At 57.9% G+C, this 14,338-nt stretch carries 11 protein-coding genes; 4 read left to right on the top strand and 7 right to left on the bottom strand.

Features of this window, described 5'->3' with window-relative positions; genetic code table 11:
- Positions 1–29: 29 nt before the first annotated feature.
- Positions 30–1,520 (bottom strand): dGTPase, encoded by a 1,491-nt coding sequence (dgt, locus tag AC6I8B_RS03735; RefSeq protein ID WP_010254077.1) that lies wholly within the window; start codon positions 1,518–1,520, stop codon positions 30–32.
- A gap of 92 nt (positions 1,521–1,612) precedes the next feature.
- Here dgt and mtnN point away from each other — a divergent pair, with 92 nt between their 5' ends.
- From mtnN to AC6I8B_RS03720, 3 genes are all read left to right on the top strand, one after another.
- Complete coding sequence (gene mtnN, locus AC6I8B_RS03730) at positions 1,613–2,311, top strand: 5'-methylthioadenosine/S-adenosylhomocysteine nucleosidase (protein ID WP_033756625.1); 699 nt, start codon at positions 1,613–1,615, stop codon at positions 2,309–2,311.
- Positions 2,304–3,098 carry a vitamin B12 ABC transporter substrate-binding protein BtuF gene (gene btuF, locus AC6I8B_RS03725; protein WP_010671857.1) on the top strand — a complete coding sequence of 265 codons (795 nt, stop codon included), beginning with the start codon at positions 2,304–2,306 and terminating at the stop codon, positions 3,096–3,098. Before mtnN ends, btuF begins: the two co-directional genes overlap by 8 nt.
- 123 nt (positions 3,099–3,221) lie before the next feature.
- Positions 3,222–3,473, top strand: a complete 252-nt coding sequence (locus AC6I8B_RS03720) for a hypothetical protein (RefSeq protein WP_010254068.1) — start codon at positions 3,222–3,224, stop codon at positions 3,471–3,473.
- A 30-nt stretch (positions 3,474–3,503) separates the two neighbouring features.
- Here AC6I8B_RS03720 and erpA read toward each other — a convergent pair whose 3' ends face one another.
- A complete protein-coding gene (erpA, locus tag AC6I8B_RS03715) occupies positions 3,504–3,851 on the bottom strand; it encodes an iron-sulfur cluster insertion protein ErpA (RefSeq protein WP_010254064.1) in 348 nt (115 codons plus the stop codon).
- Positions 3,852–4,054: 203 nt separating this feature from the next.
- Here erpA and hemL point away from each other — a divergent pair, with 203 nt between their 5' ends.
- Positions 4,055–5,335, top strand: coding sequence for a glutamate-1-semialdehyde 2,1-aminomutase (gene hemL, locus AC6I8B_RS03710; protein ID WP_157353415.1), 1,281 nt, complete (start codon positions 4,055–4,057; stop codon positions 5,333–5,335).
- Between the two features lie 277 nt (positions 5,336–5,612).
- Here the strand turns inward: hemL and fhuB are convergent, their stop codons facing one another.
- The 5 genes from fhuB to mrcB all read right to left on the bottom strand — a co-directional run bounded on the left by fhuB (position 5,613) and on the right by mrcB (position 14,259).
- Complete coding sequence (fhuB, locus tag AC6I8B_RS03705) at positions 5,613–7,592, bottom strand: Fe(3+)-hydroxamate ABC transporter permease FhuB (protein WP_157353416.1); 1,980 nt, start codon at positions 7,590–7,592, stop codon at positions 5,613–5,615.
- Positions 7,592–8,470: a Fe(3+)-hydroxamate ABC transporter substrate-binding protein FhuD gene (fhuD, locus tag AC6I8B_RS03700; protein ID WP_033780605.1), complete on the bottom strand. Its 879-nt coding sequence runs from the start codon at positions 8,468–8,470 to the stop codon at positions 7,592–7,594. The genes fhuB and fhuD overlap by 1 nt, the downstream gene beginning before the upstream one ends.
- 10 nt (positions 8,471–8,480) lie before the next feature.
- On the bottom strand, positions 8,481–9,275 hold the full coding sequence (fhuC, locus tag AC6I8B_RS03695; RefSeq protein ID WP_033756619.1) for a Fe3+-hydroxamate ABC transporter ATP-binding protein FhuC: 795 nt from the start codon (positions 9,273–9,275) through the stop codon (positions 8,481–8,483).
- A 39-nt stretch (positions 9,276–9,314) separates the two neighbouring features.
- Entirely contained in the window at positions 9,315–11,519 is a 2,205-nt protein-coding gene (fhuA, locus tag AC6I8B_RS03690; RefSeq protein ID WP_033756618.1) for a ferrichrome porin FhuA, read from the bottom strand.
- Between the two features lie 199 nt (positions 11,520–11,718).
- Positions 11,719–14,259: a bifunctional glycosyl transferase/transpeptidase gene (gene mrcB, locus AC6I8B_RS03685; protein WP_010671853.1), complete on the bottom strand. Its 2,541-nt coding sequence runs from the start codon at positions 14,257–14,259 to the stop codon at positions 11,719–11,721.
- Positions 14,260–14,338 lie beyond the last annotated feature (79 nt).

Here is a 14,338-nt window from a genome sequence, read left to right as displayed (position 1 = left end):
ATTTATTCGCGCTCTTTACAATTGGCGGCTTATTCTACCGCCATCAGTCGTCGGTACTCATCCCAGGCATAGAGATCGGTCATACCACTGATATAATCCTGAATGAGCCGGAAGCGATAATAACGTTCCCACAACAGACGCTGATATTTATGTTCTACAACCAGATTACGCATCTTATGCAAATAGGCTTTACGGTGTTTACCCGAGAGCTTATGAAAAAGCCGGGTTTCGATCGGATGCTGACGCAGGAAATCTTCATTTATCAGCGTGGTAAAGGCTTCGTAATTAAGGCGCATCAGCGGCTGATAGATCTCCAGCAGCCCTTTAATCACCCGGTAACCCTGCAACTCCAGCTGCTCTACTTCAGAATGATTAAAGACCTGCTGGCGCGCAACGGTTTTAAACAATTGCAGTAAGCGGCCCTCTTCACCCTCATCTTCCAGTAGCGCATGGTTAAAACTTCCATCGAATATAGCAGGAAGATTATCAACAAAACGTTTCACCGCATAGCTTACCAGCACGCTCTGAACATTTACGCGGAGTGACATAAAAAATTGATCGCTGCGGCTTCGGCGTTTTTTACTGCAGGCTTCACGCCAGGCTTCGCCAATAGTCCGGCTGAAAGCGTCATTATTTTTAACCGGCCCCCAGGCTTTATTGAGAAACTCATACAAACTTTCAACATTAAAGATATCTTTTTCTACAGCGTCGTCCAAATCAGCAATACAATAGGAGATATCATCCGCAGCTTCCATTATATAAGTCAGCGGAAAACGGTGGTGCTCTTCCATATTGGTGGCAGCACGCAGGTCGGCAATATAATCCTGCTCAGAGAGATAAAACCCAGGCTTCTTCATGAGTACGCTAAATTCGGCGGGCTTTTCCCCCTGCCACCAGGCAGGCGCGGTATATTTCAGGATGCAGGCGACCTGAGAATAACTGAGATTCAGTTGCAGCAGCGTATGCACCATCCGGATCGCCTGCGCATTACCTTCAAAGTGACAGAGATCCTGGCGGATCATGGCGTTGAGTTGATCAAAGGCTTTACGCTGTGCTTCTCCTTCCACGCCGGCCACCAGCGGATCCACCAGCTCGGCTGAGAGGTTCTCTTCAAACCAGTCGTTAATCGCCGCCTCGCCAAAATGGCCAAAAGGTGGATTACCGACATCATGCATCAGACAGGCCATCTCAATCAGACTTTCAAACGCGCCTTCCAGCTCATCAAGACCATACTGCGCCAGCCCGCCCTGCATCTTCAGGGTTTGCAGGATCTCTTTGGTGATGTAACGCCCGGTCTGCTGCACCTCCAGCGAATGCGTCAGGCGGGAACGAACGGCAGCGTTACGCTCCAGCGGAAACACCTGCGTTTTTTGCTGCAAACGCCGGATAGCGGCGGAGTTTATAATCCTTCCGCGATCGCTCTCAAAATGGCGCGTAATGTAATATTCGCCTTCCGGTTCCTTGCGGCTGTTATAAGGGCGCGAGAAGCTGATCTTCTTCCTGAAATTGATCGCTGACATGGATTACCCCTTATTTTTTCGTGAATTAATCCCCTGAATGCCATGGTAGACTATGCCCTAAATTTTGATTCTTTACATTAGCGGAACTCACTATGAAAGCAGGCATTATTGGCGCGATGGAGCAGGAAGTCACACTGCTGCGCGACAAAATTGAAAACCGTCAAACGCTGTCGCTGGCGGGTTGTGAAATTTATACCGGCACCCTGCAGGGCGTTGAGGTGGCTCTGCTGAAATCGGGCATTGGTAAAACCTCTGCCGCGCTGGGTACCACGCTGCTGCTGCAGCTCTGCAAGCCGGATGTGGTGATCAACACCGGTTCGGCTGGCGGTTTAGCGCCGTCGCTCAGCGTCGGTGATATCGTGGTGTCAGAAGAAGTGCGTTATCACGATGCTGACGTCACCGCTTTTGGTTATGAGCCGGGTCAGATGGCGGGTTGTCCGGCCGCGTTTGTGGCAGACAGCAAGCTTATCGCCGCTGCAGAAGCCTGTATTCAGCAGCTGGATCTGAAAGCCGTACGCGGTCTGGTGGTCAGCGGTGATGCCTTTATCAATGGTGCCGAACCGCTGGCGCGCATTCGTAATCTGTTCCCGCAGGCGATTGCCGTTGAGATGGAAGCCACCGCTATCGGCCATGTCTGTCATCAGTTCCAGGTGCCTTTTGTGGTGGTCCGCGCCATTTCCGACGTGGCCGATAAGCAATCTCACCTCAGCTTTGATGAGTTCTTAAGCGTTGCGGCGAAGCAATCTTCGCTGATGGTGGAGAACCTGCTGGCGCATCTGGCGCGTGGCTAAAACGCTACTCCTCTGCTGGCTGCTGCTGTTGAGCGGCAGCCTGCTGGCTTCCCCGCCACGCGTGATTACCCTCTCCCCTCACCTTACCGAACTCGCCTTTGCTGCCGGGATTACCCCGATTGCGGTCAGCGCCTGGTCCGACTATCCGCCGCAGGCGAAACAGATTGAGCAGGTCGCAAACTGGCAGGGCATCAAGGCTGAACGTATTCTGCAGCTTAAGCCGGATCTGGTGTTAGCCTGGCGAGGCGGTAATCCGCAGCGGCAGATTGACCAGTTACAGCAGCTCGGCGTGCCGGTTAAATGGATAGATCCGCTGACGCTGGATGAGATGTTCACGGCGCTGGCCGATCTGGGCCACTGGAGTCCCAGACCGGAGCAGGCAACTCGCGCTGCCCGCCAGTTACGTCAGCAGGAAGCCGCGCTGCGTCAGCGCTATGCTCATCTGACTGCGGTTCCGCTTTTTTTGCAATTTGGTCAGCAGCCCCTGTTTACCGCCGCCAGAGCCACGCTGCAGAATGAAATTATTACGTTATGTGGTGGCAGGAACATCTTTGCTGACAGCCGCGTCAGCTGGCCGCAGGTCAGCCGTGAGCAGGTGCTGATGCGCCATCCTCAGGCCGTTGTGACGGGTGGCAGTGCGCAGCAGGCGGAAAACATCCGGGTGTTCTGGCGACCGCAGCTGGATGTACCGGTGATTGCCATCAACGAGGACTGGCTTAGCCGGCCAGGCCCGCGACTGCTGCTGGCCGCGCAGCAACTCTGTGCGGCCCTGCATCCCGATGAATAAATCGGCGAATTGATTAAAGTCACTGCGATTTTTGCCGTTGATCAATACCAGAGACGAACGCGCCACGTATGCTCGCCGTCCTTTTAGCGCTCCGGCGCTTTTTTAAAACACCAGGAACCTTATATGACCAGAGCACTGCTGCTGGCCATAGGGCTGTCGATCGCCGGTTCTGCCTTTGCAGGATCGATAAATGGCTCTATTGGCGCCAGACTTGTCATCTATTCACGCTGTGAAATCAACACGGCTAACGGCCAGCCCGCACCGCAGATCAACTGCGGCAGACAGGCAAGCGCGCAGCCGCGCGTAACAAACGGCCAGATTCAATCGCAGGGAAGTGTGAAGCAAAGTAACCGGCTGGTCACAATAGAATGGTAAACGAGGCCGTCTGTATGACGGCCTGCATTATCAGATACTGAAGGAAGAGCCACAGCCACAGGTGGTTTTGGCATTCGGGTTGGTCACGATAAAGCGTGAGCCTTCCAGACCTTCCGTGTAATCCACTGAACCGCCCACCAGATATTGCAGGCTCATCGGATCAACCACCAGTGAGACGCCCTGCTTTTCAATCGTCATGTCGCCATCATTCATCTGGTCATCAAAGGTGAAGCCGTACTGGAAACCACTGCAACCGCCACCGGTGATATAGACGCGAAGTTTCAGCGCCGGGTTCTCTTCGTCGGCAATCAGGTTCTTCACCTTGGTGGCTGCGGCGTCGGTAAACTGCAACGGCAGTGCTACTACTTCATCACTCATGTTTTACTCCGGTAAACGCCCAGGTCAGAAAACGACCTTAATTACACTATTATCAGCCAGCACCTCAGCGCAATCAAGCTCTGCCCTTCGCACTCTGTGCCGCTTTCACTCCTGTTAAGGGCACAGGGGGTGAATCCACCTTTCGTCTGCTGCCCCTCTTCCGTAGAATGGCGCAATATTTTTATGAACCGCTGGAGCCGAAAATGAGTAAGTCCGAACAACTGTTTGCCGAGGCACAACGCCTGATCCCGGGTGGGGTAAACTCGCCAGTACGCGCATTTACCGGTGTGGGCGGCGTTCCGCTGTTTATTGAACACGCTGATGGCGCCTATCTCTATGACGCTGACGGCAAAGCCTATATCGACTATGTCGGCTCATGGGGTCCGATGGTGCTGGGTCATAACAACGCGGCGATTCGTAACGCCGTGATTGAAGCGGCACAGCGCGGCTTAAGTTTTGGCGCACCGACCGAAATGGAAGTGACCATGGCACAGCTGGTGTGTGAGCTGGTGCCGAGCATGGAGATGGTGCGGATGGTCAACTCCGGCACCGAAGCGACCATGAGCGCTATCCGTCTGGCGCGTGGCTTTACCGGCCGCGATAAAATCATCAAGTTTGAAGGCTGCTACCACGGCCACGCCGATCATCTGCTGGTGAAAGCCGGCTCAGGTGCGTTAACACTGGGTCAGCCGAACTCGCCGGGCGTACCGGCTGATTTCGCTAAACATACCCTGACCTGCACCTTTAACGATCTCGACTCAGTGCGCAGCGCTTTTGAGCAATATCCCGAGTCGATTGCGGCCATCATCGTTGAGCCGGTGGCTGGCAACATGAACTGCATCCCACCGCAGCCAGAGTTCCTGACGGGTCTGCGTTCACTGTGTGATGAGTTCGGCGCACTGCTGATTATTGATGAAGTGATGACCGGTTTCCGTGTCGCGCTGGGTGGCGCGCAGGCTCATTACAATGTGCGCCCTGATTTGACCTGCCTTGGGAAAATCATTGGTGGCGGCATGCCCGTCGGTGCGTTCGGTGGCCGTCGCGAAGTGATGGCGGCGCTGGCTCCGACCGGTCCGGTTTATCAGGCGGGAACGCTATCCGGTAACCCGATCGCCATGGCGGCGGGTTTCGCCTGCCTGACGCAGATCGCGCAGCCGGGCACCCATGAGAAGCTGGATGCCCTGACCCGCAAGCTGGCAGAGGGTCTGCGCGAAGTAGCACAACAGCAAAATATCCCGCTGGTGATTAACCATGTTGGCGGGATGTTCGGCCTCTTCTTCACCGATGCTGACAGTGTAACCTGTTACGCCGATGTGACCCGCTGCGATGTGGAGCGCTTTAAAACCTTCTTCCACCTGATGCTTGAGGAGGGCGTTTACTTTGCGCCTTCAGCCTATGAAGCGGGCTTTATGTCGCTGGCGCACAGCGAAGACGATATTCAGCGCACTGTCGACGCTGCGCGTCGTTGTTTCGCGAAGCTGTAATTGCGGCAGCGTTAAAGATGAAGACCGGCAGCAGCCGGTCTTTTGTGATTGATGAGGCTTGCCCCGCTCTGTTGTGAGAGGGTGCACGCACAGGAAACAGGGTCAGATCGGAAAGGCGCGAAAGCCGTCATCCATGACTCGCTCGGCCCGCGCCGTCCCTGGCGCGGGACGCTTTCCTCCTCTGACCCAATTTCCTGCGCATTGAGCTTCTTCGTTGTTGTCAGATTCACCCTACTTTGGATCTGGCCGGCGTCTGAAACCAGCCTGCTTTTTCCTCTTAACCTGAACGCCGCAGCAGCCAGATAAAGTAAGGCGCGCCTAAAAAGGTCGCCATCAGCCCGGCTGGGATCTGATCCGGGAATGCCAGCATCCGTCCGCACCAGTCAGCCAGCACCATCAATCCCGCCCCCAGTAATCCTGACAGCAGCAGTTGCGGCAACGCCCGCCGGAATCCCAGCATGCGTGCCATATGGGGCGCCATTAGTCCGACAAAACTCAGCGGGCCGATAGTCAGTGTCGCGCTGGCGGTCAGCGCGGCCGCCAGCAGCAGCAGACTCAGCCGCGCAGGCGTCAACGCCATACCGGCCGAGCGTGCGGTAGCGCTTCCCAGCGGCAGCAGCGTCAGCCAGCGACTGGCCAGCGGTGCCAGCGACACCAGCACCAGCGCGCAGATTGCGCTCTGAACCGCCTGAGTGCCGCTGATGTTATAGGTCGAGCCGGAGATCCAGCTCAGCAGCCCGCCCATACGCGGATCGCCACTCGCCAGCAGTAGCATCAGCAGGGTGACAAAGGCGCTGTTAAGCGCCATGCCCGCCAGCAGCATTCGTTCCGGCGAAAAGCCGCCCCGACTGGCTACCGCCATGATCACCAGCAGCGTCAGCGCCGCGCCCAACGCACCGGCGGGCAGCAGCCAGGCCAGCGTATCGCCCGGCACAAAGAACATCATCATCACCACGCCAAAAGCGGCACCCGAACTGATGCCCAGCACTTCCGGGCTGGCCATGGGATTGCCGGTCAGCCGCTGAATCAGACTCCCCGCCACGCCCAGCATCAGGCCGGTCACCAGCGCGGCCAGCACGCGCGGTGCGCGCCATGGCAGCAGCGATTGCAGCATCTCACCCGCTGACCAGACCCAGCCCTGCGCATCACGGCCAAACGCCAGACCACCCCACCCCAGCAGCGCCAGGATGGCAAGTCCGGTCAGCGCCCAGCGCAGCAGGTTCTGTCGCTCGGCGGGCACCTTATCACCCTGATTCAGCGCGGGCGGCACCGAACCGGTGCGCAGTCGCGGCAGCAGCCACAGCAGAATCGGTACGCCGAGCAGCGCCGTGGCGGTGCCGGTCGGGATATCGCGCCAGTGGGTGCTGAGCCACAACACGCAACTGTCCGCCAGCCACAGCAGCAGCGCGCCAGTCAGCGGAGCCAGCAGCATCCGGGTGATGAGCCGTCGTCCACCCAGCATCTTCGCCAGCAGCGGCGCAAACAGCCCGATAAAGCCGATGATACCGGCGACGTTGACCAGCTGTGCGCTGAGCAGGATCCCCAGCCCGAGGCCACCGACACGCGCCACGGAGAGCGCAAGGCCAAGGTTTTTCGCTACGCCATCATCCAGCCCCATCAGCGTCAGCGGACGCAGCAGCGCCAGCGCCAGCACAAACGCCAGCAGCAGGCGCGGCCAGAGTTGCTGCACATTTTCCCAGCTCATCTGATTCAGCGCGCCGGTGCTCCAAAGAAACATGTTCTGCAGCTGATCGTGATTGAAGATAGCGAAGATTTGATTCACCGCGCCGCTGTAAAGGCTCAGCACCAGCCCGGCCAGAATCAGCGTTACCGGCGACAGACGTTTGCCCCAGGCCACACCAAACACCAGCGCGCCCACCAGCAGCGCGCCACTGAGCGCGGCAAACTGCTGTGTCAGCGCCCCGCCCGGCAGATGCCACAGCGTCGCCACAGTAATGCCCAGCTGTGCGCCGGAAGAGACGCCCAGCGTGGTTGGCTCCGCCAGCGGATTACGCAATATCTGCTGAAACAGCAGACCGGCTAACCCCAGTCCACTCCCCACCAGCAGCGCCAGCACGATACGCGGCAGCAGGCTGTGGTGAAACACCATCTGCGGCAGGCTATCGACCGCCGGTGACCAGAGTGCCTGCCACCATTCAGCCTGTGGTAACGCCTGATGCAGATTGACCAGCGTCAGGCTGAGCGCCAGCAGAAACAGCAGGCTGAGGAGGCCTGCGGGAAACAGAGCATGGCGCATCAGTGCGTCTCCAGCGCGCGTTCCAGCACGCGAACAAAGTGCAGCGCCGAGAGCGTCGCACCGTAATACCAGACGGCCGGGACGCGCTGAAAGCGTCCGGTGCGTACAAACGGCAGCGACTGCCATAGCGGGCTGCGCATCAGTTGCTGCATCTCCGCATCGTTATCATGATCAAAACAGATGACATCCACATCCCCGACCTGCGCCAGCTTTTCAATGCCGATCACCGCGCTGCCCCAGAAATTTGTTTCGCCCTGCCAGCCATTTTTCAGGCCCAGCAGAGTCATCACTTCCAGAAACAGACTGTTTTTGCCGAAGGTAATGGCGTGACGACTGTCGAGCAGCGACATCAGCAGGATAGTGCGTCCGGCATAGGGCGCCAGCCGCTGGCGCGCCGCCGCCAGCTGATCATCGACCTCGTGCAGATGCTGTTCCGCTCGCGCGCTTAATCCAAGGCGCGCCGCCAGCTGACGCAGCGATGCGCGCGCGGCAGTGAGAGGTTTCCCGTCGCCGCTGTGGAGGTCGAAGCCCATAATGGGCGCGATGCGCGTCAGTTTCTCTTTAGGCGGGCCGTAGCCGTTGGAGCAGAGGATCAGCGACGGCTGCATTTGCGCCATCAGCTCAAGATTGGGTTCAGTGCGCAGACCTACATCGATCACGCCTTCAGGCAGCGGCGGCTCCCCTACCCAGATGTTGTAGTTGTGCAGATCGGCCACGCCCCAGGGCGTGACGCCTAATGCTATCAGCAGTTCGGTGGGTAACCACTCCAGTGCAATAATCCGACCCGGATTTGGCCTGGCGGCACGCAGGGGAAGCGCACAAAACAGCGGAGAGACTGCCAGCGCCAGCATCAGTCGGCGGCGATTAAGATCGGGCATCATCCTCTCCTTAACAGACAAAACTGACCGGCGCGCCGCCCTGCGGGTGCGGTAAAATGCCCATCGGAATGCCATAAATCGCACCGAGCACCTCAGCCTGCATAATCGCCTCTGCGTCTCCTTCGGCAATCATCGCGCCCTGACGCAGCGCCACCAGATGATCGCAGTAGCGTGCTGCCATATTGATATCGTGCAGCACCGCAATCACGGTTAAGCCGCGCTGCTGGCTCAGCGCTTTTATCAGCGCCAGCACCTCAACCTGATGGGCAATATCCAGTGCCGACGTCGGTTCATCCAGCAGCAGACAGCGGCTGTTCTGCGCCACCATCATCGCCAGCCAGGCGCGCTGACGCTCGCCGCCCGACAGGCTATCTACCAGCCGTCCGGCAAAGGCATTAAGCCCGACCTGGGCAATCGCATCCTCTACCCGGTCGCGATCTTCCTGACCAAAGCGCCCCAGCGCGCCGTGCCAGGGATAGCGGCCAATCGCCACCAGTTCACGCACCGTCATCCCTTCGGCTGCCGGTAACTGCTGCGGCAGATAGGCTACCTGACGGGCAAAGGCTTTGCTGTTCCAGCGCCCGACGGGCTGCTGATTCAATAGCACCTCTCCGCTGCTGGCCGCGTGGTGACGACCCAGCATTTTTAACAGTGTTGATTTGCCCGAGCCGTTGTGACCGATCAACCCGGTCACTTTCCCCGGCGGAAAAGTCAGCGACAGTGGCTGAAGGAGAGTCCGGCCCGGCACTTCAAAACTGGCGTTTTTCAGCGTAAAGGTCGCCTCTTCTGCGTGCGGATGCGGCATGGTTATCCCTGTGAACGGGCGCCGAAGCGCCCGGTTAAATCAGAATCTGAAGGTCGCGGTGCCGACAATCTGGCGCTCCGCACCCCAGTAGCAGGCGTATTCACGATAGCAGCTGGCGACGTAGTCGCGGTCAAACAGATTGTTGACGTTGACGCCCACAGTCGAACCCGGCAAACCGAAACGACCCAGATCATATTTCAGCGCCGCATCCACCGTGGTGTAACCGGCAACTTTAAAGTTCTGGTTCTGCTCAGTGCCAGTGCTGTAAAGGCCCTGACTCTCACCGACATAACGCACACCCGCGCCGATCGTCACGCCTGACAAAGCGGTTTCGTGGAAGGTGTAGTCGCTCCACAGTGAGGCCATATGTTTCGGCACCTGCACCGGTGTTTTGCCTTTGAGCTGGGTGTCTTCGGTATATTCCGCATCGGTGTAGGTGTAGGACGCCGTCAGGTTAACGTTGGCATTCAGCGCCGCTTTAGCTTCCAGCTCTACGCCCCGTGACCGGATTTCACCGCTCTGAACGCTGAAAAAAGCTCTGTTTGGATCGGGATCGGCAGTCAGGTTCTTGGTTTTGGTCAGCTGATAAAGCGCGGCGGTGAGCACCACCGGACGATCTTTCGGCACATACTTCACGCCCGCTTCATACTGCTTAGCACGTGACGGATCAAATGCCTGACCCTCATAGGTCGAACCTGCATTCGGAATAAAGGCTTCGCTGTAGCTGAAGTAAGGCGCGATGCCATTATCAAACACATAGTTCAGGCCGCCGCGCCAGGTAAAGGCCTGATCGTTCTGGCGATCAACGCTATCCGCTACCCGATCGTAAACCGAGTTCATGGCATAGTCGTAGCGGCCACCCAGCGTCAGCACCCAGCGGTTCCACTCCATCTGGTCCTGAGCATAGAGGCCGGTCTGACGCTGTTTGTTGAGATGCTGATAGGGATCGGCAAATGGCGTTACGCTGTTATCGCCATATTGCGGATTAACCGCATTCAGGCTGGAGGCAGTGCCAAACTGTGCGTCGATATCATTGCGGGTACGCTGGAAGTCCACGCCCAGCAGCAGCGTATGATCAACCTGGCCGGTGGCGAATTTCGCCTGCGCCTGGGTATCGACCGCCAGTTGGTTGAGTTTCTCTTCTGAAACCGCCGAACCGCGCGTGATTTCCTGAGTCGCCGGCAGGAAACCATTGCCATAAATGCTGCGGTAATCGGTGCGCAGGTCGGCATAACGCAGGTTCTGGCGCAGCGTCCAGGTGTCGTTAAAGCTGTGCTCGGCGTTATAACCGACCATTTTGGTGTTGCGTGAAATCTTGTTGCTCTGCTCGCCCTCATCGAAGTTGGTCGGCAGTTTGTACTGGCTGCCATCAGCGCGGGTGATCGGTACCACCGTGCCCTGACGCGGCAGCCAGCCGTAATAACCGGTTTCTGGCTCGTTCTGGAAATAGGTCAGCAGGTCAATGCGGGTGCGATCGTCGGGACGCCAGCTGAAAGCCGGTGCGATGGTGTAGCGCTTCTCTTTGTTCATCGCCTGCTGCGCATCCTGACTGCGCGCCTGGCCGGTCAGGCGATAGCTGTAGACGCCGTCGTCGTCCAGCGCGCCGCCAAAGTCAAAGCCGGTCGAGAAGAGGTTATCGTTGCCCATCTGGAACTGCACTTCGCGCAGCGTTTCCTGGGTCGGACGCTTACTCACCAGCGAGACCACACCGCCGGGATTGCTCTTACCGTAGAGCACCGAAACCGGGCCGCGCAGCAGTTCAGCGCGTTCCAGGAAGTAGGGATCGATGGCAAACTCAGAGTAGTTGTCACCCTGCAGTTTCAGACCATCCAGATACTGATTGGTGTTGGTTTCGCTGAAACCGCGAATCGACAGCGCATCAATCACGTCTGAGCTGCCCCGGTTACCGGTCAGCACGCCAGGCGTGTAGTTAAACGCCCCTTTCACGCTGGTTACGTTACGCATCTCCATCTCTTCACGGGTGACCACGGAGATGGACTGCGGATTTTTTTCAATGGGGGTATCAGTTTTGGTCCCGGTGGCGCTGCGTTTCGCTGCCACGGTGGGTGCTGGTCCCCAGGCGCTTTCCGCCTCGACGCCGCTGCCACCATCAGCCGAGACGACCATCGTCTCCGTCTGCGCGGCGTAAAGAGAGGAGCTCAGGCTCAGTGAGATCATGATGCCCAGAAGCGGTCGGGAAAATGTTTTTTTGGTGTTGTCAGAAAAAGTCGTTCGCGCATTCATAAAAGTGTCTCTTAACAATAGGCTCAGGCAGGCGAATCGAAACGATAATGATTATTATAACGCTTAGATAATATGCGAAATTCAGCAGGCACTGCAAGAAGAAATCCCAGTAGTGACGCCGTTTGCAGGCCGATTGACGCGTATTGATCAGGAACAAAAAAAGGGCGCCGAAGCGCCCTTTTTAACCTGTCTGACTGATTTATTTGCCAAACATATCTTTTATCCACCCTGCTACGCCGTCGCTATCTTTCTGCTCCTGCTGTTGCTGGGCCGGTTGTTGCGGCTGCTGCTGCTGCTGTTGTTGCTGCTGCTGATCGAAGAGCTGTTGTTGCTGCTGAACCTGCTGCTGCTGTTGCTGACACAGCGCATTCGGATCCAGCGCCCACACCGGCAGAGAACGCCAGGTACTGCTGCCCGTGCCGCAGACAAAGTTACCGGCAGAATCCACATTCATCAGCGACACATCTTCCGGTGGCGTCAGCTGTAATGGCATCGGGGCCTGAATGTCCAGGTAGCGACGGTAGAGCTGCATCGCGCCGCTGGCACCATAGAGTTTGGTCGGCTGGTTGTTATCGCGTCCCACCCAGGTGATCGCCACTTCTTTACCATCAATACCGGCAAACCAGCTGTCCACCAGATCGTTGGTGGTACCGGTTTTGCCCGCCAGATGCGCATTCGGGAAACGCGCGCCCAGTGCACGGGCGGTACCGTGGTCAGCCACCTGTTGCATGGTGTAGAGCGTCAGATAAGCGGCCTGCGCCGGCTCAACACGCTGCGCCTGCGGATAGCTCTGATAGAGCACGCTGCCATCTTCCGCAATCACCGAACGCACCGCTGACAGCGACGCGCGGTTGCCGCCGCTGGCAATCGACTGGAACGCCTGAGCCACTTCAACCGGTGTCAGGTTTAAGGCACCCAGCAGCATCGATGGCACCGGATGCAGCTGCTCTTTCGGCACGCCCAGCTTGTTCCAGGTATCCACCACCGCATCCAGCCCCAGCGTCATGCCGAGGTTTACGGTCGGCACGTTCATTGAGTTGGTCAGCGCATCCACCAGCATCACTTTGCCGCTGAAGCGACGATCGTCGTTCATCGGTTTCCAGATGCTGCCGTTTGGCTGTTTCAGCGCAATCGGTTCATCGGCGATCCAGCTGTTCAGCCGGTAGCTGTTTGGCTGACTCAGCGCGGTCAGGTAAGTCGCCGGTTTCGCCAGTGAGCCGATAGAGCGGCGTGCCTGCAGCGCACGGTTGTAACCGGCATACTGCGGATCGGCACCGCCGACCATAGCGCGGACTTCGCCGCTGAAACGGTCAACCACCACCATCGCGGTTTCCAGATCTTTCAGACCACGCTGTTTTTTCAGCGTCGGAATGCCATCGATCACCGCCTTTTCGGCCGCATCCTGCGACACCGGATCCAGCGTGGTGAAGATTTTCACCCCGGAGAGATCTTTCACCTTGTCGCCCAGTTTTGCCTGAAGCTCGTTACGCACCATCTGCATAAAGGCCGGCTGCGGAGTAATCACGCCGCCTTTCGGCTGCACGCCCAGCGGACGGGCCGACAGCATGTCATACAGCTCCTGGTCGATCACTTTCTGCTGCTGCAACAGGCGCAGCACGAGGTTGCGTCGTTCCAGCGCCAGTTTCGGGTTACGCCACGGATTATAGAGCGACGCGCCTTTCACCATGCCGACCAGCATCGCCTGCTGATCCAGACTCAGCTCATCAACCGGACGGCCAAAGTAATAGAGGCTGGCCAGCGGGAAACCGCGGATCTGATCGCTGCCAGCCTGACCGAGATAGACCTCGTTCAGGTAGAGCTCCAGGATGCGATCTTTGCTGTAGCGCGCATCCATGATCACCGCCATGTAGGCTTCACGCGCTTTACGCCACAGCGAACGCTCGTTGGTGAGGAACAGGTTCTTCACCAGCTGCTGCGTCAGCGTACTGCCGCCCTGCACCGCTTTCCCGGCCGTGATGTTCGCCAGGAAGGCGCGGCCAATGGAGTAAGGGCTGATGCCATCATGCTCATAGAAATGGCGATCTTCGGTGGCGATCAGCGTATCGACCAGCAGATCCGGGAAACCGGCGCGCGGTACGAAGAGTCGCTGTTCACCGTTCGGCGACTGCAGCATGGTGATCAGACGCGGATCGAGGCGGAAAAAGCCAAAATCACGACCGGTTTCGAGGTTTTTAATCTCGCTCAGCTCATCTTTACTGAAGCTCATGCGCGCGTGGATCTGCCCCTCTTTACTGTCGGGGAAATCAAACGGGCGACGCAGCAGATCGATGGTGTTGCCCTTCACCGAAAACTCGCCAGGGCGGGTAATACGGGAGACTTCGCGATACTGAGTACCTTCCAGCAGCGCCACCATTTCACTTTTGTTGTAGGCCATGCCGGGTTCCAGGCTGACCATGCGGCCATAGACGGTGGCGGGCAGTTGCCACACTTTACCGTCAATCCGGCTGCGAATTTCCGAGTCGAGGTAGATGCCCCACGCGGCCATGACCACCACAAACACCAGGAACAGTTTGATTACCCATCCCAGCCAACGGCGTTTGCCGCGCGGCGGTTTTCCACCTTTACCTTTACGTGGCACCGGCGCTTCCTCCTCGTCATCATTAAAATCGTCCTGATCGATATCCTGTTCGATATCCCTGCGTCGTCCCCGGCCCGCACTGCTGCGCGGCGGCAACGGTTTACCTTTGCGCCCTATTGGTTCGCGATCGTTCCCAGACATTACTTTTCTTCTCCAGGCAGTGCTTACGGCAGCGCCGCTACTCTAACTGCTTTCTCGCGTGCCGCATGGCAGAACCCTC

It is taken from the genome of Pantoea sp. X-Soil-ISGK-285 (assembly GCF_059730815.1).
This window is presented reverse-complemented; position numbering and strand designations above follow the sequence as displayed.